This is a genomic window from Rhodanobacter sp. Root480 (genome assembly GCF_001426645.1).
Lineage (GTDB): Bacteria > Pseudomonadota > Gammaproteobacteria > Xanthomonadales > Rhodanobacteraceae > Rhodanobacter > Rhodanobacter ginsenosidimutans.
Genome location: NZ_LMEX01000001.1, coordinates 1459160 through 1477862, shown reverse-complemented (window position 1 = coordinate 1477862; position 18703 = coordinate 1459160). Strand labels below are relative to the sequence as shown.

The 18703-nt window shown below is 65.5% G+C and carries 13 protein-coding genes; 5 read left to right on the top strand and 8 right to left on the bottom strand.

The genetic code is table 11. The annotated features are described in order from the left end of the window. Positions 1-14 precede the first annotated feature (14 nt). Together ASD22_RS06880 and ASD22_RS06875 are read right to left on the bottom strand one after the other, a co-directional pair. Positions 15-530, bottom strand: coding sequence for a mismatch-specific DNA-glycosylase (locus tag ASD22_RS06880; RefSeq protein ID WP_056080623.1), 516 nt, complete (start codon positions 528-530; stop codon positions 15-17). Next, the gene (locus ASD22_RS06875; RefSeq protein WP_056080620.1) at positions 530-1213 is read right to left on the bottom strand and encodes an ATP-binding protein; all 684 of its coding nucleotides are present in this window, start codon (positions 1211-1213) and stop codon (positions 530-532) included. Before ASD22_RS06875 ends, ASD22_RS06880 begins: the two co-directional genes overlap by 1 nt. Before the next feature lie 65 nt (positions 1214-1278). Here ASD22_RS06875 and ASD22_RS06870 point away from each other — a divergent pair, with 65 nt between their 5' ends. The 4 genes from ASD22_RS06870 to tldD all read left to right on the top strand — a co-directional run bounded on the left by ASD22_RS06870 (position 1279) and on the right by tldD (position 9595). Beyond that, positions 1279-2397, top strand: coding sequence for a mechanosensitive ion channel family protein (locus ASD22_RS06870; RefSeq protein WP_235577562.1), 1119 nt, complete (start codon positions 1279-1281; stop codon positions 2395-2397). A 152-nt stretch (positions 2398-2549) separates the two neighbouring features. After that, the gene (rng, locus tag ASD22_RS06865; protein WP_056081093.1) at positions 2550-4046 is read left to right on the top strand and encodes a ribonuclease G; all 1497 of its coding nucleotides are present in this window, start codon (positions 2550-2552) and stop codon (positions 4044-4046) included. A gap of 27 nt (positions 4047-4073) precedes the next feature. Continuing rightward, positions 4074-8048 (top strand): YhdP family protein, encoded by a 3975-nt coding sequence (locus ASD22_RS06860; RefSeq protein ID WP_235577583.1) that lies wholly within the window; start codon positions 4074-4076, stop codon positions 8046-8048. A gap of 104 nt (positions 8049-8152) precedes the next feature. After that, positions 8153-9595, top strand: a complete 1443-nt coding sequence (gene tldD / locus ASD22_RS06855; protein WP_200946326.1) for a metalloprotease TldD — start codon at positions 8153-8155, stop codon at positions 9593-9595. Here tldD and coaE read toward each other — a convergent pair. The 5 genes from coaE to miaB all read right to left on the bottom strand — a co-directional run bounded on the left by coaE (position 9592) and on the right by miaB (position 15962). Then, entirely contained in the window at positions 9592-10200 is a 609-nt protein-coding gene (gene coaE, locus ASD22_RS06850; protein WP_056080609.1) for a dephospho-CoA kinase, read from the bottom strand. The genes tldD and coaE overlap by 4 nt on opposite strands. Continuing rightward, positions 10197-11054, bottom strand: coding sequence for an A24 family peptidase (locus ASD22_RS06845; RefSeq protein ID WP_056080606.1), 858 nt, complete (start codon positions 11052-11054; stop codon positions 10197-10199). The genes coaE and ASD22_RS06845 overlap by 4 nt, the downstream gene beginning before the upstream one ends. A 116-nt stretch (positions 11055-11170) precedes the next feature. Then, positions 11171-12433: a type II secretion system F family protein gene (locus ASD22_RS06840; protein WP_056081088.1), complete on the bottom strand. Its 1263-nt coding sequence runs from the start codon at positions 12431-12433 to the stop codon at positions 11171-11173. Positions 12434-12572: 139 nt separating this feature from the next. After that, positions 12573-14300, bottom strand: coding sequence for a type IV-A pilus assembly ATPase PilB (pilB, locus tag ASD22_RS06835; protein WP_056080603.1), 1728 nt, complete (start codon positions 14298-14300; stop codon positions 12573-12575). A gap of 318 nt (positions 14301-14618) precedes the next feature. Beyond that, complete coding sequence (gene miaB, locus ASD22_RS06830; RefSeq protein ID WP_056080601.1) at positions 14619-15962, bottom strand: tRNA (N6-isopentenyl adenosine(37)-C2)-methylthiotransferase MiaB; 1344 nt, start codon at positions 15960-15962, stop codon at positions 14619-14621. A 244-nt stretch (positions 15963-16206) separates the two neighbouring features. Between miaB and ASD22_RS06825 the strand changes: the two genes are divergently transcribed. Beyond that, positions 16207-17304, top strand: a complete 1098-nt coding sequence (locus ASD22_RS06825; RefSeq protein ID WP_343123421.1) for a lytic transglycosylase domain-containing protein — start codon at positions 16207-16209, stop codon at positions 17302-17304. 35 nt (positions 17305-17339) lie between these two features. Here the strand turns inward: ASD22_RS06825 and ASD22_RS06820 are convergent, their stop codons facing one another. Further along, positions 17340-18521 carry a trypsin-like peptidase domain-containing protein gene (locus ASD22_RS06820; protein WP_056080595.1) on the bottom strand — a complete coding sequence of 394 codons (1182 nt, stop codon included), beginning with the start codon at positions 18519-18521 and terminating at the stop codon, positions 17340-17342. Positions 18522-18703: the final 182 nt, after the last annotated feature.

Here is an 18703-nt window from a genome sequence, read left to right as displayed (position 1 = left end):
TGCTGCGCCCGGCTTCACCGGTTGCGCAGCGTCTCCACCAACTGCCCAAGCGCGAGCCATGGCGCAATCTGCCAGTGCCCTCGCGCCTGGCCGGACGGCGAGGGCAGTACGAACAACTGTGTCGTGCCGATATGCCCGGTCTGCAGGCCGTAATCCACCGCGTGGCCCAGCGCAGCGCGTGCGGCATTCTTGCTGGTGAACGCGAGCACGTGCGGGGAATAAATCGCGATCTTGGCGTGCAGTGCAGATACGTCGAAGGCGTCAGGTGGCAGTTGGTTGTCATTGCCGCTGTGGCGCTTGGCCAGGTCGGTAAGGCCAATGCCGAAGTCTGGCAAGACGGGGAATTCGGAAGGCGCCAGTCGGCGCGGGGTGAGCCTTGCCTCGTGCAGTGCGCGCCAGAACAGATTGCCGGGGTGCGCGTAGTAGGCGTGTTCGGCGGCCGATCGTTTGCCCGCGGCGGTGCCGCAGAACACCAGGGCCAGGCCCGGTTGCAGCAGGTCGGGCAGGATCATGTCCGCATCGGCCACCATCACGCGTCCGCAAGCAGGAAATCGGTGAACTGGAAGCGGTCGTCGCGCAGCACCGATTCGCCGCGGTTCAAGGTCAGCGGTTGGCGAAACAGTGGCCCGGCGTAGCTCAGTGTGTGGAATTCGCCGCGTTCGCCGCAGGGGTCGACGCCGGCGGGGAGCGAATCGAGCAGCGCCGCATCGTAGTCGCGGCCGCAGAAACCTGCGTCCAGTTGCTGCGTGTCGACGCAGCACAACCTGGCGCGATGACCTTCGCTGATGAAGCGCCGCGACAACAGGGTGGTGTCCTCGCCCCACAAGGGAAACACCGCGCGCCAGTTTTCGCGGCCGAGTTGGCGCACCCGATAGTCGCGCACGTCTTGCAGGAACAGGTCGCCGAAAGCGCAATGGCGCAGTCCGGGCCAGCGGCGTTGTGCCTGCGCCAGCGCCTCCGCATGTGCCTTTTCATAGGCCTCGTTGCTGCCGGGCCAGTCCAGCGCCACTTCCACCAGCGGCAGGCCGAGCGCGGCGGTTTGTGCGGCGAGCACTTCCTGCCGCACGCCATGCATGGCCACCCGCTGGTAGGAGCGGTTGATGGTGGTGAGCAGGCCGACGACGTGCCAGCGTGGGTCGGCAAGCAATCGCTGCAGGGCGAGCAGGCAATCCTTCCCGCCGCTCCAGGCCAGCAGTATGGGGCGCGCATTCATTGCCTTACTTTAACTTGCTCCCGTATCGACGTGGCATGGACGTAGGCGCTGCCAAGGTGGCGGCCATGATCCCCCTCATCGATTTCTGGAACGCCCATCCGTGGGCACGACTGGGCGCCACCATCGTCGTCGCCTTGCTGCTCGGCGCCTTGTTGCACCGTCTGGTTTACCTGGTGTTGCGCCGGCTGACGCGTGGCCGCGAGGTGGCCACCGACATGTTGCACCGTGCCAGTGCGCCGATGGGCTGGCTGGTGCCGTTGATCACGTTGACGGTGGCCTTGCGCATGTCGCCAATGGTTCCCGGGTTGATACAGCACGTGCTGCTGGCGGCGTTGATCGGCACCGCCACCTGGCTGGGCGTGTCGTGCATCGGTGCGCTGGAGAGCTGGATGGTGCGCGAATATCCGCTCAACACCGCTGACAACCTGCGTGCACGGCGGGTACAAACCCAGGCTCGCGTGCTGGGCCGCGCCGGGGACGTCATCCTGGTGTTGATTGGCGCCGCACTGATCCTGATGACGATCCCCGGCGTTCGCCAGATCGGAACCAGCCTGCTGGCGTCGGCGGGCGTGGCGGGACTGGCGCTGGGTTTTGCCGCCAAGCCGGTATTGGGCAACCTGATCGCCGGCCTGCAGATCGCGCTGGCGCAGCCGATCCGGCTGGACGACGTGGTGATCATCGAAGGGGAGTGGGGCCGCATCGAGGAAATCACCGGCACCTATGTCGTCGTGAGCATCTGGGACGAGCGGCGGCTGGTGGTGCCGCTGAACTATTTCATCGAGAACCCGTTCCAGAACTGGACCCGCACCACCTCGCAGCTGATCGGCTCGGTGTTTCTGTGGCTGGATTACCGCATGCCACTGGAGCCATTGCGCGCGGAGTTGCAGCGGTTGTGCAAGCAGGCACCGCAGTGGGACGGCCGGGTGTGCGTGTTGCAGGTGACCGACGCCAATGAACAGGCGATGCAATTGCGCGTGCTGGTCAGCACCGTGGATTCGGGCACCGGCTGGGACCTGCGTTGTTTTGTGCGCGAGGGGCTGATCGCATTCGTGCAGGCCAACTATCCGCAGCACCTGCCGCTGCGCCGCACCGAGTTTCATCAGGCTGAAAGCGCGTCGCCGCCGGACCGCTCCCGTCCGCTGCTGGCGCAACCTGCCGACGGGCCGTCGCCCGGTTCGCCCTGAGAGCGCTATGGGCGCGCTTTCATCCGGCGCCGTGTACCTGATCGTCGTGTCGCATCGTCGGCGCAGGCCGACCGCGTCACAACAGCCCTTGCGATGGATCGACAGCCGCCGCGGCCACCCGCTATAAAGAACACTTGTCCTGGGGGTGTGTGGTGAGTGAAGAGATCCTGATCAACGTAACCCCGCGGGAAACACGAGTTGGTGTGGTCGAGAACGGCATGCTGCAGGAAGTGCATGTCGAACGCGCCTCCAAACGTGGCTACGTGGGCAATATCTACAAGGGCCGCGTGCAGCGGGTGATGCCGGGCATGCAGGCGGTGTTCGTGGAGATCGGGCTGGAGCGCGCGGCGTTCCTGCACGCGTCGGACATCGTGAAGCCGCCGGCGCCGGGTGGCGCCGATGGCACGGAATCGAACGGCAACGGCCACATTCCATCGATCAGCGAACTGGTGCACGAAGGCCAGGAAATCGTGGTGCAGGTGGTCAAGGATCCGATCAGCACCAAGGGCGCACGGTTGTCGGCGCACCTGTCCATTCCTTCCCGCTATCTGGTGTTGTTGCCGTATTCGCGCACCCTGGGCATTTCTGCGCGCATCGAGGACGAGGCCGAACGCCAGCGGCTCAAGGACGTGCTCACGCCGATGATCGGCGAGGACATTCCCGGCAGCCACCGGCTGGGTTATATCGTGCGCACCAACGCCGAGGGGCAGAGCGCCGAATCGCTGGCGTTCGACGTGGCCTACCTGGGCAAGGTCTGGCGTGTGGTGCAGGAGAACATCGCCAAGGCGAAGGCGGGCGAGCGCGTCTACGAGGAATTGTCGCTGCCGCTGCGCAGCCTGCGCGACATGCTCAACAGCGACATCGAAAAGGTGCGCGTCGATTCGCAAACCACGTTCGACAACGTGGTGAAGTTCGTGCACAAGTTCATGCCGAGCCTGGACGACCGCATCGAGCACTACGACGGCGAGCGACCGATCTTCGACCTGTACGGGGCCGAGGACGAAATGCAGCGCGCGCTCAAGAAGGAGGTGCCGCTGAAATCCGGCGGTTACCTGATCGTCGACCAGACCGAGGCGATGACCACCATCGATGTCAACACCGGCGCCTACCTCGGCACCCGCAATCTGGAAGAAACCGTCTACCGCACCAACCTGGAAGCGGCCCAGGCCGCATCGCGGCAACTGCGCCTGCGCAATCTGGGCGGCATCATCATCATCGATTTCATCGACATGGTGGATGAGGAACACAAGCGCCAGGTGCTGCGGATGCTCAACAAGGGCCTGGCGCGCGACCACGCCAAGACCACCGTGTACCCGATTTCCGCACTGGGCCTGGTGGAGATGACGCGCAAGCGCACCACCGAAAGCCTGGCCCGGCAACTGTGCGAGCCCTGCGCCACCTGCAACGGCCGGGGCGTGCTGAAAACCGCCGAAACCATCACCTACGAGATCTTCCGCGAGATCACCCGCGCGGTCCGCCAGTTCGACGCCGAGAAGCTGCTGGTGATGGCCAACCCGGCGGTGGTCAACCGCATCCTGGAAGAAGAGTCAGGCGCGGTGGCGGAACTGGAAGAGTTCATCTCCAAAAGCATACGATTTCAGGCTGAAGAGCATTATTCGCAGGAACAGTTTGATGTCGTTTTGCTGTAAATCCGTCGGGATCCGTTGCGCGTGAACATGGAGTGGCGACGCCGTTGGCAGCGGGCCGCTCGTGGCCTGGGCTGGACGGCAGGCAGTCTGCTGATCGCCCTCGCATTGATGGTGGCGTTGGCGCAGCTGTTGCTGCCGCTGGTGGCCCATCACCCGGACTGGGTGGCCGCAAAGCTTTCGCAACGCCTGCAACGCCCCGTCAGCATCGAGGCGATGGAGGGCCATCGCACCCGTTCCGGCCCGTCGCTGGTTCTGCATGGCGTGACCATCGGCGTGCCGGTAGGCGAAAGCGGAAGCCCGTTGCACATTCCCTCGTCGAGTTTGAAGCTCGATTTCGGTGGCTGGCTTTGGCCGTCGCGGCATCTGTTCAACCTGCACGTGAGCGGGTTGCAACTCGATGTCCTGCACAGTCGCGATGGCCGCTGGCATCTCGATGGCATCGGTACGGATGCCACGGCGCAGCGGCAGCCGGTATCTCTGCGAGGCATGTCGCTCGATCTGTGGCTGAACGACGTGCGCGTCAATGTCACCGATGAAGCGCTCGACCGGCATTACACACTCACCTCCCGTCAGCTTCGGCTGAGCCGCCGCGGCGGAAATTTGCGGGTTGGTGGCGTGCTGCACCGGACCGGTGCAGCGGGATCACTGAGCGTGGTCGGGCGTTTCAGCGATGACGGCAGTGCGGGCAGGCTCTGGCTCGGCGCGGATCAGGTGGATCTCCAGGCGGCGCTGCAAGGCGTCGATATGGACGGCTATACGGCCAATCGTGGCCATGGTCGCTTGGGGGTTTGGGTTGATTGGCGCGACAAGCGCATCGTCGGCGCCACCGCACGCCTCGATCTCAACGACGTGCAGATCACCGCGCCGAACCACGACAGCGCCAACGTGCCCGCCTTGCATGGCGTGGCCAGCCTGCGCCGGAACGATGACGGTTACGAACTGCGCTGGGCTGGCGATCAAGGCGGTGCACTGGTGCTGGCGCTGCACCAGCCGGCGAATGGAAAGCGGTGGCTGGCCGTTGCCGCCCGCGATCTGCAACTGGCGCCACTGTTGCCGTGGCTGGCGCTGAAATCCGGGCTCCCGAACGGGGTGGCGCAATGGCTGGGCGATGGACGCCCCCATGGTGAATTGAGCCGGCTGGCGATGAACTGGAGCGAGGCGGCCGGGTTGCGGTCGATCGAGCTGGCGTTCAAGGACGTGGGCATCGACGCGGCCGGTGCATTGCCGGGCGTCAGCGGGTTGCGCGGCACCCTGCGCGGTGATGGCGAGGCGCTTTCGCTGGAACTGCCCGTGCAGGCGACCACGCTGACGTTCCCGCATCTTTTCCGCCAGCCACTCGCGTTGTCGAAACTTGGCGGCACGCTGGCGTTCTGGCCTGACGGTGCCGGCTGGCATCTCGGCGCCGATGCACTCGACATCGAAGGCGACGGTTTTTCCGGGCAGGTGCGTGGCCAGGTGCTGTTGCCCGCGAAAGGCGGCAAGCCGTTTGTCGACCTGTATGCCGCGGTGGATCGTGCGGATGTCACGGCGACGCGCCTGTTTCTTCCGCCCTCGACATCGCCCCATGGGACCGCCGCCTGGCTGGACACCGCACTGGCCGGCGGCACGCTCGACAGCGCGCAGGTCGTGCTGCACGGGAATCTGGCCGACTGGCCGTTTCGCCACAATGAAGGGCGGTTCGAGGCGCATGCGAACATCAGCGACCTGACGCTGGATTATGGCCACGACGAATGGCCGGTCGCCAAAGGCGTTGATGTGGTCGCCAGTTTCGTCAACAACGGCTTGCTGGCCGAAGCCAGCAGTGGCCAGTCGTTGGGCGTCAAGGTCGACAAGGCTGTCGCGGTGATACCCGACTACGGGCAAAGCCTGCTCGACCTCAACGTGAGCGGCCACGGCGCCGCCCGTGATCTGCTCACGTTCGCCCGGCAAAGCCCGGTGGCGCGTCGCGAGGCTGATGTACTGGCAAAAATGAAACTCGGCGGCAGCGCCACGTTCGATTTCCACCTGGTGTTGCCGCTGCATGACGTGCAGTCGGTGAGCCTTGACGGCAAGGCGCAGCTCAGTGCCGCCGATCTTGATGCGCCGGACTGGAACCTGGCGCTGGGCAAGCTTGCCGGCCCGCTGCGTTTCGACGCGCATGGCCTGCAGGTGGGGCCGTTGAGCGGCGCGTTCCATGGCCAGCCCTCGACGCTGCAACTGGCGGTGGGTGCCGCCACCGGTGATCCATCGACCATGCTTTCGGCCAGCATGACAGGCCGCTACACGATGGCCGAACTGGTCAGCGATTACCCGACGCTGGATTGGCTGGGCAAGCTTGCCGACGGCCGCAGCGATTTCACGGTCGGTTTTTCCATTGCCGATTCGCGTGGCACGGCACCCGCCGCGCAGTCCTTGCGCATCGAGTCCAGCCTGGACGGCACCGCGCTCGATCTGCCGGCTCCGCTACGCAAACCCGCCAGTGGCAGCCTGCCGCTGCACGTGGCGCTGACGCTGCCGGTCGATGGCAGCGATGTGCAGCTGTCATTGGGGCAGGTGATGCGCGGGCATTTGCGTCTGCCGCAGGATGTACCGAACACGGGCAACCCGGGTGCGCGGAAGCCGCTGGCCGGCGCCCTGGCCTTCGGCAGCGAGATGCCCACCGCCTTGCCCGCAAAAGACCTGCGCATCCTCGGTCACGCCGACACGCTGGATGTGACAGGCTGGGTCCAGCGCGCTGCGGCCGGCACGGGCGGCGATGGGCCGGGTCTGGAAAGCGTGGATGTAAGCACCGAACACGCCGAGTGGTTTGGCCAGCCGCTGGGTGCGATGCAGATCCGCGCCAATGTGCAGCCGGATGCGTTGAGCGTGGACGTGACGGGCGCGGCGATGGTCGGCAATTTCAGCATTCCGCGGCAGGAACTCGCCAAGCGCGGCATCACGGCGCGGTTGCAGCGCTTGTACTGGCCGAAGGAGACGAAGGAGTCGACTGAGCCGCACAAGCCGTCTGCCGCGCCCGCAGTGGCCGCGACGCCACCGGCCGAGCCGACTCCCGCGCCCGCGGTGGAGGACCACCCGTCCGATACCGGCATCGCTCCCGCATCGGTACCGCCGCTGCATCTGTGGGTGAGTGATTTGCGCCTGGGTACGGCGCGCTTGGGCGAAGCGCGGCTGGAAAGCTGGCCGACGGCCGACGGCATGCACATCGATCAACTGCGTGCGCTGTCCAGTCGCGTGCAGATCACCGGCAGTGGCGACTGGAATGGCACGGCCAGCGACAGTCATACTCATATGCGCATCGAATTCGCCGCGGAAAACCTCGGCAGCATGCTGACCGCGCTGGGCTACACCGGTCTGTTCGAGGGCGGCAAGACGCATGACGAGCTGGACGCCAGCTGGCCTGGGTCGCCCTCGGCGCTGGCGCTGGCCAACATGCGCGGCACCTTGAAAGTGAACGTCAGCGACGGCCGCATTCCGGAGGTTCCACCCGGCATGGGCCGGTTGTTTGGTCTGGTGTCGATGGCCGAACTGCCGCGTCGGCTGACCCTGGATTTCGGCGACGTGTTCGGCAAGGGCCTCGCATTCGACGCGATCACCGGCGACTTCACCCTGGCCGACGGCAATGCCACCACCGACAACCTGGTGATTCAGGGGCCGGCGGCCCGGATCAGCATTTCCGGCCGCACCGGCCTGCGCAGCCGCGATTACGACCAGCAGGTGACCGTGGTACCGCATGTGGGCAACAGCTTGCCGATCGTGGGAGCCGTAGTGGCAGGACCCATCGGTGCGGCGGCGGGGATCGCCATGCAGGGTCTGCTCGGCAAGGGCCTCAACCGCGCCGCAGGCGCCCGATATCACGTCAGCGGCAGCTGGGACAAACCGGTCATGACGCTGATCGAGAAACACGATGTGCCCGCACCCGCGACGACCGCGCCGGTTCTGGCGCCGCCGTATCGCGACGCGGGGGAGCCGCCTGCGGCCGGTACGACCTTGCTGCCGGCACCAGCCAGTTCTGCCGCGCATTGAGGCCCGCGACGGCAACGTTGGGGCAGCGATCCCCGCCGGTTCCCTTTAAACGGTGCGCTCCGACCCTCATCTGACAAGACTCCCCCGCATTGAATGGCTGAGATTTGATGGATTCCCTGATTGCCCAGGCCGAGCGCCGGTTGTTGACGCCCGGCGGCCTTGCCGCCACCGATCTCGATCGCGTTTTCTCGCAATTGATGGGGCCGTCGATCGACGCCGCCGACCTGTATTTCCAGCATTCGCGCAGCGAGTCGTGGCTGCTGGAGGAGGGCATCGTCAAGGACGGCAGTCATTCGATCGAGCAGGGCGTGGGCGTGCGTGCCATCTCCGGTGAAAAGACCGGCTTCGCCTATTCCGACGAGATCGTGATGCCGCAGCTGTTGCAGGCGTCGAAAGCGGCCCGCGCCATCGCGCATGACGGCAACGGGGCCGGCAAGCCTCTGGCGCTGAACGGCGCGCGTCAGCTGTATCCGGCCATCGATCCGGTCGACAGCCTGCCCAACCCCGACAAGATCGCGCTGCTGCGCGAGGTCGATGCGTATGCGCGTTCGCGCGACCCGCGCATCAAGCAGGTGATCGTCAGCATTGCCGCCACCGTCGACACCATCCTGATCGCCGCCTCCGACGGCACCCTGGTGGCTGACGTGCGGCCGCTGGTGCGCATGAGCGTGCAGGTGATCGCGGAGCAGAACGGCCGGCGCGAGCAGGGTCATTCCGGCGGTGGTGGTCGCCACAGTTATCGCGAACTGATGGAGAACGGCCGCGCCCTGGGTTTCGCCGACGAGGCCGTGCGCCAGGCGCTGGTGAACCTGGAGGCGGTCGATGCCCCGGCCGGCAGCATGACGGTCGTGCTGGGCCCGGGCTGGCCCGGCGTGCTGCTGCACGAGGCGATCGGGCACGGGCTGGAGGGCGATTTCAACCGCAAGGGCAGCTCCGCCTTCGCCGGTCGCATCGGTGATCGCGTGGCCGCCGCTGGCGTCACCGTGGTCGATGACGGCACGCTTGCCAACCGTCGCGGTTCGCTCAGCATCGATGACGAAGGCACGCCGTCCGAGTGCACCACGCTGATCGAGAACGGCATCCTCAAGGGCTACATGCAGGACAAGCTCAACGCCGGGCTGATGGGCGTCAAATCCACCGGCAACGGTCGCCGCGAGTCGTTCACCACGCTGCCGATGCCGCGCATGACCAATACCTACATGCTGGCCGGCCAGCACGACCCGCAGGAAATCATCCGCTCGGTGAAGCGCGGCATTTACGCACCCAATTTCGGCGGCGGCCAGGTGGACATCACCAACGGCAAGTTCGTGTTTTCCGCCAGCGAGGCCTACCTGATCGAGGACGGCCGCATCACCCGGCCTGTGAAGGGTGCCACGCTGATCGGCTCCGGCCCGGAAGTGCTCAATCGCGTCTCGATGATCGGCAACGACCTGAAGCTGGATGAAGGCGTTGGCGTGTGCGGCAAGGACGGCCAGAGCGTGCCCGTGGGCGTGGGCCAGCCGACCCTGAAAATCGACAACATGACGGTGGGCGGTACCGCTTCCTAACGCGCTTGCGCCAGATAGCGCCGGTGCAGTGCCATGACGGTATCGTCCAGCGCCGCTTCGTCGCCGCTGTTGTCGATGACATCGTCGGCCATGGCCAGGCGTTCGGCGCGACTCGCCTGGCGGTCCAGCATGCGCTGCGCCAGCGCCGCATCGATGCCGTCGCGCTCGACCAGTCGTGCGATCTGCGTCGCTTGCGGCGCGTCCACTACCAGCACGCGATTGACCCAGCGGTAGGCGTTCATGTTCTCCACCAGCAACGGGATCGCCAGCAGGCAATAGGGATCGTGCTGCGCCATCGCGCGATCGTGCAGCCACTCGCGCACGCGCGGATGGATGATCTCCTCCAGCTTGCGTCGGGCGCCGTCATCGGCAAACACATGGCGGCGCATCGCGGGGCGGTCCAGTCGGCCGTCCCGGTCCAACACATCGGGGCCAAAGGCCTGGACCACCGCCTGCAGTCCCGGCGTCCCCGGCTCGATGACCTCGCGGGCAGCCACGTCGGCGTCGTGCACGGGCACACCCAGCGCCTGGAATCGGCGCGTCACCGCGCTCTTGCCGGAGGCAATGCCGCCGGTCACGGCGACGACGAAGGGCCGCGCGTTCATCGCAGGCCGGTGAACTGCATGTAGCTCTGCAGCAGGCCGTCACCGGCCACCAGCCAGACCCAGCCGGCCGCCGCGATGAACGGCCCGAACGGCATCGGCAATTCCCGCTGGTGCCGGTGCAGGGCAATCAGCGAGCCGCCGACCAGTGCGCCGATCAGTGACGACAACAGGATGACCGGCAGCAACGACACCGGCCCCATCCACGCGCCCAACGCGGCCAGCAATTTGAAATCGCCGTAACCCATGCCTTCCTTGCCGGTGAGCAGCTTGAACAGCCAGTACACGCTCCACAGGCTCAGGTAGCCGGCGGCGGCGCCGATGATCGCCGAGGGCGCGGCCACGAACATCGGCAGCAGCGACAGCAGCAAGCCCAGCCACAGCAGCGGAAAGGTCAATTGATCGGGCAGCAGCTGGGTGCGGAAGTCGATGCCGGCCAGCGCGATCAGCGTCCAGGTAAACACCAGCCCGGCCAGCGCAACCCAGGTGGGCCCGAACTTCCACACGATGACGGCGCTCAGGAGGCCGCTGAGCAGTTCCACCAGTGGGTACTGGATCGAGATGGCCGCCTTGCAATAGCGGCAGCGCCCGCGCAGCAGCAGCCAGCTGAACAGCGGGATGTTGTCGCTCGCTGCCAGGCGATGCTTGCACTGCGGGCAGTGCGACGGTTCGCGCACGATGCCCGGCGGCAGTGGTGTCGCGTCGGCCTCCATTTCCAGCACGTCGCGTGCTTCCTGCCGCCACCCCGCCGCCATCCGTTCGGGCAGGCGCAGGATCACCACGTTGAGGAAACTGCCGACCAGCAGGCCCAGCACGCCAGCGATGGTGATCCACAGGGCAAAGGGGAGATCGGGCATGCGTCAGCCTTGTGTGTGAGCCTGTGAAGGAGGCGCTTAGGTTACGGTGCTTCGTTTCATAACGGAAACGGCGGGCCATGCCCGCCGTTTCGTGTCGTGTCGTGTTTTGCCGAGGCTTAGAACGTGCCGGCGAGCTTGAAGATCGGCAGGTACAACGCGACCACCATGCCACCGACCAGCGTGCCCAGCACCACCATGATGATGGGCTCGAGCAGGGTCGACAGTGTATCGACCGCATTGCTGACTTCTTCCTCGTAGAACTCCGCCACCTTGAACAACATATTGTCCAGGGCGCCGGATTCCTCGCCGATGGCGGTCATCTGCACCACCATGTTGGGGAACAGGCCGGTCTGCTTCATCGCCAGTTGCAGCTGGTGGCCGACCGCGATGTCTTCGCGCATCTGGCGCACCGCATCGCCATAAACCACGCTGCCGGTGGCGCCGGCCACCGCATCCAGCGCCTCGACCAGCGGCACGCCGGCGCGGAAGGTGACGCCCAGCGTGCGGGCGAAACGGGCGATCGCCGAGTTGCGCACGATATTGCCCATCACCGGCATCTTCAGCGCCATCCGGTCCAGGAAGTGGGCGAACTTCACCGAACGTTTCTTGGCGACCACCAGGGCGACGATGCTGCCGCCGATGATGCCGATCACCACCCACCAATAGCTCTGCATGAACTCCGACGCAGTCACCAGCAACTGCGTGGGCGCTGGCAATTGGGCGCCGGCGTCCTGGAACGTCTTGGCGAATACCGGCACCACGAACAGCAGCATGATCAGACAGACCATGAACACCACCGCCAGCACCATCATCGGGTAGAACAGCGCTTTCTTGATCTTCTTCTTGATCGCTTCCATGCGCTCTTTGTAGGTGGCCACGGTGTCCAGCACCGTATCCAGCACACCGGAGGCTTCACCCGCGCGCACCAGGTTGCAGTACAGCTCGTCGAACTGGACCGGATAGCGATGCAGGGCTTCGTGCAGGGCCGAGCCGCCTTCGATGTTCTGCTTCACATCGAGCAGGATGTTCTTGAAGCGGACGTTTTTCTGGCCGTCGGCAATGATGTCGAACGACTGCACGATGGGTACGCCGGACGCCATCATGGTGGCGATCTGGCGGCTGAAAACCGCGACGTCGAGCGGCTTGACTGGCTTGCCGGACGAACCGAACAGCGGCTTGGCGCGTTCGCGCACGGTCTGCGGATTCATCCCCTGGCGGCGCAGTTCGGCTTTTACCAGCGAGGCGTTCTTCGCCGGCATGTCGCCTTTCATTCGTTTGCCGCGCTTGTCCAGCGCCACCCACTCGTAGGTGGTCAGCCTGCTGACTTCGGCGCGTTGGGCGCCGAGCGTGCGCGTCTTGCTTGCGGTAGCCGTGGCCATGCGCATTTTCCCCCAATGATCCAATCCAGACTTGCCGCAGGCGGCAGGCAAGGTCAGTACAGCTTATGCCAATTTCCAGCCCCCAAACCGTGGCGCGCAACGCAACTCCAGCCAACGGTTTTTCCAACAAATGTCTTGCTCAGTCCTTGGTGACGCGGTCGATCTCGGTCAGGCTGGTCAACCCGTTTTTCACCTTGAGCAGCGCCGACGCACGCAAATCATTGATGCCTTGCGCCTTCGCCACCTCGGAAATCTGCAGGGCGTTGCCGCCTTGCAGGATGATCTTCTGGATTTCCTCCAGCATCGGCATCACCTGGTAGATGCCCACGCGGCCCTTGTAGCCATCATTGCACCCCGAGCAGCCGACCGCTTCGTACACGGTCATGCCCGCGTCGATGTCGGCTTGGGTGAAGCCCGCCGCCAGCAGCACGTTCGGCGGCAGGCTTTGCGGCTTCTTGCAGTCGTGAAGGCGCCGGGCCAGGCGCTGGGCGATGATCAGGGTGACCGACGAGGTGATGTTGTACGGCGCGATGCCCATGTTCATCAATCGGGCGATGGTCTGTGCCGCGTCGTTGGTGTGCAGCGTGGACAGCACCATGTGGCCGGTCTGCGCCGCCTTGATCGCGATTTCCGCGGTTTCCAGGTCGCGGATTTCGCCGACCATGATCACGTCCGGATCCTGGCGCAGGAACGATCGCAGCGCGCTGGCGAACGTCATGCCGCGCTTGGCGTTCTGCTGCACCTGGTTGATGCCCTCGACGCGGATTTCCACCGGGTCTTCCACCGTCGAGATGTTGCGCTCGGCGGTATTGAGCATGTTCAGGCCGGTATACAGCGACACGGTCTTGCCCGAGCCGGTGGGGCCGGTGACCAGCACCATGCCGTAGGGCTTGTGGATGGCGTCGATGTAGAGCTTCTGCTGGTCGGGCTCGTAGCCCAGCTTTTCAATGCCGACCTTCGCCGACGAGCCATCGAGGATACGCAGCACGATCTTTTCGCCGAACAGCGTCGGCAGCGTGCTGACGCGGAAATCGACCGCGCGGGTCTTGGACAGGTTGAGCTTGATGCGGCCATCCTGCGGCACGCGCTTCTCGGCGATGTCCAGTTGCGACATCACCTTCAGGCGGGAGGAGATGCGGTTGGCCAGTTTCATCGGCGGGCTGGCCACGGCGCGCAACATGCCATCCATGCGCAGGCGTACCCGGTACTGCGTTTCGAACGGCTCGAAATGGATGTCCGACGCGCCGCGGCGGATCGCGTCGAGCAGGATCTTGTTGACGAATTTCACCACCGGCGCGTCGTCGTTGGCGTTCGCGTCGACGCCGGTGCCGGCGGCCTCGCTCTCGTCATCGCCGATCTCCAGCTCCAGCCCGTCCAGCTCGCTGCCGCCGATATCCGGCATGGTGTCGCGCATGCTGTTGAGCAAGGTCTCGATCGTGCGCTGCAGCGTGGCACGCTCGACCAGGATCGGTTCGACATTGCAGTTGGAGTTGAACTTGATCTCGTCCAGCGCGCGCGACTGCATGGGATCGGCAATGCCGACGAACAGGCGCTTGCCACGGCGAAACAGGGGCAGGGCCTGATGCTTGCTGATCAGCGCTTCACTGATCAGGTCCATCGGCATGGTGGTCGGATTGAGCGCCGAGACATCCATCATCGGCATGCCGAATTCGGCTGACGCGATCTGCGTCATGCGCGCGCTGTCGACCAGGCCATGGTCCAGCAGCCAGACCGCCAGCGTGGTTTTATGCGCGGCGCTGTCGGACATCGCCTTGCGCACATCCGTCTCCGGCAGTACGCCTTCGGATACCAGCCGGCGCGCCATGCCGGATAAACCCGCGAGCGTTGCTTGCACTTCAGAAGACATAACCGTATTTCTACCCCATCCCCGTATGTTGTTGAATCTACCGCAGTCTGCGCGGAAGGTCATCCATTGTTTGCAGGGCCATTTGTGACCGCCGGCGAGGTTCGGAGAGGCCGTGCCCACTTTTCGTGGAGCCTCGTGCGCGCCGCTGTGCCGGAGCCCGTTTTCCGCGGCCGGCAGAACCCTACCCGCCGGCAAAGACAGGTATGGCGCGGCAGCAGCCGAAATCCGAGCCGATGGTGAGCTTTGATCTGCCCCGGGCGGTGGCGGCGATTGGTTACCCGGGGGATCGCCCAGCCGCCATTCGGCCGGGCGACAGCGTCAGGCGGCGACGTCGTCGGTCAGCTTCACGCGTCCGCGCAGCGAATTGGCCATCGCCTCGGTGATCTCCACGTCGACGAATTGGCCGATCAGGCGCGGGTGGCCGGCGAAGTTCACGAAGCGCATGTTCTCGGTGCGGCCGGTCAGCTCGGAGGCGTCGCGCGTGCTGGGTTTTTCCACCAGCACGCGCTGCACACTGCCGATCATCGCCTGGCTGATCCGTTTCGCATTGGCGTTGATCGCGGCCTGGAGCCGGCTCAGCCGGGCGTGCTTTTCTTCGGCCGGCGTGTCGTCGGCCAGCCCCGCCGCCGGTGTGCCCGGGCGCGAGGAGAAGATGAAGGAGAAGCTCTGGTCGAAGCCGATGTCCTCGATCAGTTTCATCGTCTTCTCGAAATCCGCCTCGGTCTCGCCGGGGAAGCCCACGATGAAGTCGGATGACACGCAGATGTCCGGCCGCACCGCACGCAGCTTGCGGATCTTCTGCTTGAATTCCAGCGCCGTGTAGCCGCGCTTCATGGCGCTGAGGATGCGGTCGGAGCCGGCCTGCACCGGCAGGTGCAGGTAGTTGGCCAGCTGCGGCACGTTGGCGTAGGCCTCGATCAGCGAGTCGGAGAACTCCAGCGGATGCGAGGTGGTGAAGCGGATGCGGCCGATGCCGTCGATCTGGGCGATGGCGTGGATCAGCACGGCCAGGTCAGCGGTGCCGCCGTCGAAGGTGGGTCCGCGGTAGGCGTTGACGTTCTGGCCCAGCAGGTTGACCTCGCGCACGCCCTGGGCGGCCAGCTTGGCGACTTCGACGATCACGTCGTCGAACGGGCGGCTCAGTTCCTCGCCGCGGGTGTACGGCACCACGCAGTAGCTGCAGTACTTCGAGCAACCTTCCATGATCGACACGAACGCGGTGGGGCCTTCGGCGCGCGGCTCGGGCAGGCAGTCGAACTTCTCGATCTCCGGAAAGCTGATGTCGACCTGCGGCAGGCCGCTGGCGCGCTGCTGCTCGATCAGCTGGGGCAGGCGATGCAGGGTCTGAGGGCCGAACACCAGGTCCACGTACGGCGCGCGCTTGACGATCGCCGCGCCTTCCTGCGAGGCCACGCAACCGCCGACGCCGATCAGCACCGGCTTGCCGTCCTTCTTGTGCTGCTTCCAGCGGCCGAGCTGGCTGAAGACTTTTTCCTGCGCCTTCTCACGGATCGAGCAGGTGTTGATCAGGATCACGTCCGCCTCGGACTCGTCCAGCGTCAGCTCCATGCCGTGCGACTCCCGCAGCACGTCGGCCATCTTGGCCGAGTCGTACTCGTTCATCTGGCAGCCGTGGGTCTTGATGAAGAGTTTGCCGCTCATGGCGTGGGTACCGTGGTTGGTGAGGCGTAATGCACTGAACCGCGCATTTTACCCCTGCACGACTGGCCCCGCCAATCGATGCTTCGCGGATCAAACACTTGCGTCAACTGGCCGCGGGCCGCTGCGGTTCCGCAAAAGTGAGACATTGCACTTGGCGTCGACGTTGCGTTGGCGCCACACTCTGCGCATGTTCGATACCGCACGCCACGGGGGAAGCGTCGGTCGGTTCGCCGGGGGCTTCTCCTTGATCACGTTGCCGCGCCGGCTCGCGCTGGCCGGCGCATTGCTGTGCGGCGCCTTCTGGCTGCCGGGTGCTTCAGCGGGTGCGTTGTACCGCTGCACGGGCAGCGGTGGGGAAGCGGTGTTCAGCAGCAGCACGGTGGGCTACCACGGCTGCAAGCGGATCAGCACGTTCGGTGCCTCGCCATCGCGCAAGGTGCCGGTGCCGCGGGCATCGCTGGCGCGGGCGAACGGCGACGTGACGACCTCGGCGCGCAGCCTGGCAGCGGATGGCATCAAGCCGGTGTCGCTGGCCAACGTGCAAGGGAGCGTGCAGACCAGCGCCACGGCGGTGGGCGCGGCCTCGGTACGGCGCGCTTCGTTGGCCCAGGTGGAGGCAAGCGCAAGCACCACCGGCAAGGGCGCGCACCCGGCACCCGTCGCCGCCCCCGCCAAGCCAGGGCAATGGAGTTATCGCGAATCGCATGATGCCGAAGCGGCGCCAGCCACGGCGATCGCCCCGTCGACCAAGGTGTTGCGCGGAGCGGTTTACCGTGTCGTGGGCCACGACGGCACCGTTGAATACACCAACCTGCCGCCGCGCGGCCGCAAGGCGGCGACCCTGCTTTTCAGCTACATCGCCACCTGTGCTGCCTGCGATCTGCATTCCACCATTCGCTGGGGGCGGGTGGCGCTCAACCTCACTGCCTACAACGACACTATCCGTGCCGCCAGTCTTGAATATGGCGTCGACGAGGCGTTTCTGCGCGCGATCATCCATGCCGAAAGCGCGTTCAATCCTCGTGCGCTTTCGATCAAGGGCGCGCAGGGGCTGATGCAATTGATGCCGGGCACTGCCAGCGACATGGGGGTGCTGGATGCCTTCGATGCCGACCAGAACATCCGCGGCGGCGCGCGTTACCTGGGTTTGCTGCTGCAGAATTTCCACGGCAACGAACGCTTGGCGGCGGCGGCCTACAACGCAGGCCGGGGCGCCGTGCAACGCTACAACGGCGTGCCGCCGTATGCGGAAACCAAGGTGTATGTAGAGCGTGTCGGTACGCTGCGGCAGCGTTATGGCGCAGCGATCCATCCGCCGCTGGCGGCCAGCGGGCCGGGCTGACCGGGCCGGGTGAACTGGGCCAGGCGGGATTCCGCTCAGTCGTCCGAGGTGGTGCTGGTGGCCATGGGCGGACGTTTGGCGACCGTCAGTTCCGAATGGAAGGGAGCGCCGTTGCGCAGGCCGGAAACCGTGACCTTGCTGCCCGGTTCCAACGCTGCCTCGTGTCGTCGCAGATCGGCTGGATCGAGAATGTCGTCCTTGCCTATTTTCAGCAGGATGTCGTGTGGCTGCAGGCCGGCGAGGGCTGCCGGGCTACCCGGATAGACGTCCGTTACCTGGGCGCCACGCGCCGCCGCCGGCAGGCCGCTGTTGGCGGCCACCGGCACGAAGGCGTAATCCGCGCCCAGCCAGCCGCGCACCACGTGCCCGGTGGCGATGATCTGGTCGAGGACCTTCATGGCGGTGTTGACCGGGATGGCGAAACCGATGCCCTCGGCCCCGGCCGCCTTGCCGATCAACAGCGTATTGATGCCGACCAGCAGGCCGCGGGCGTTGATCAGCGCGCCGCCGGAATTGCCGAGGTTGATGGCCGCGTCGGTCTGGATGAAATCCTCGGCGCTGGAGCTGTTCAACTGGCGCCCGATCGCGCTGACGATGCCCATCGTCACGGTCTGGTTGAGGCCCAGCGGGTTGCCGATCGCCAGCACTACGTCGCCGGCGCGCAGTGGTTGCTGATCGGCGATGTGGATGGAGGGCAGGTTGCTGGCGTCGATCTTCAATACCGCCAGGTCGGTTTCCTCGTCGGCGCCCACCAGCGTCGCCTTGGCGATGCGGCCGTCGTAGAGCAGCACCTGGATATCGGCGGCGTGCGCGATGACGTGGTTGTTGGTCAGTACGTAATCCTGGCCCTGCGCGTTGACGATCACGCCCGACCCAAGAGTCTGTTCCCGCCTCTGGTATGTGGTCGGCTGCCCGCCGAGCAGTTGCTGCAGCAGCGGATCGTTGTACATCCGGAAGGCCTGGCCGGTGACGATCTTGTTGGCGTAGATATTCACCACGGAAGGTTCGGCGGCGGCCACCGCGTCGGCATACGACAACGGGCTGCCAGCCGGCGCACTGGCCGGCTCGGTACGTGCTGGCGGCGTGGTAGTTACCCCGAATCGACTGCGCAGGCGATCACCGCTGCCGGGCCACAACAGGGTGATCACGAAGGCGATCGCCAGCCCGAGAATCACGAATCGGGCAATGAAGGCGAGCGTGCCGGCGGCATGTTTCATATCGAGGGGGATACTCGGCAAGTCGGGAGCTGGGGCCGCGGCGCGTCGCCATCGCCGGGTAGGTGTTTTATTGTACGGGGCCGGCCCTGACGCTACACTAACGCGATTTTTGCGGGCACTGGTTCTGCCAGTTTCGGCGAAGCAGCTTGATGGGCTTCGACGATCGGCATGCCCAAACCCAT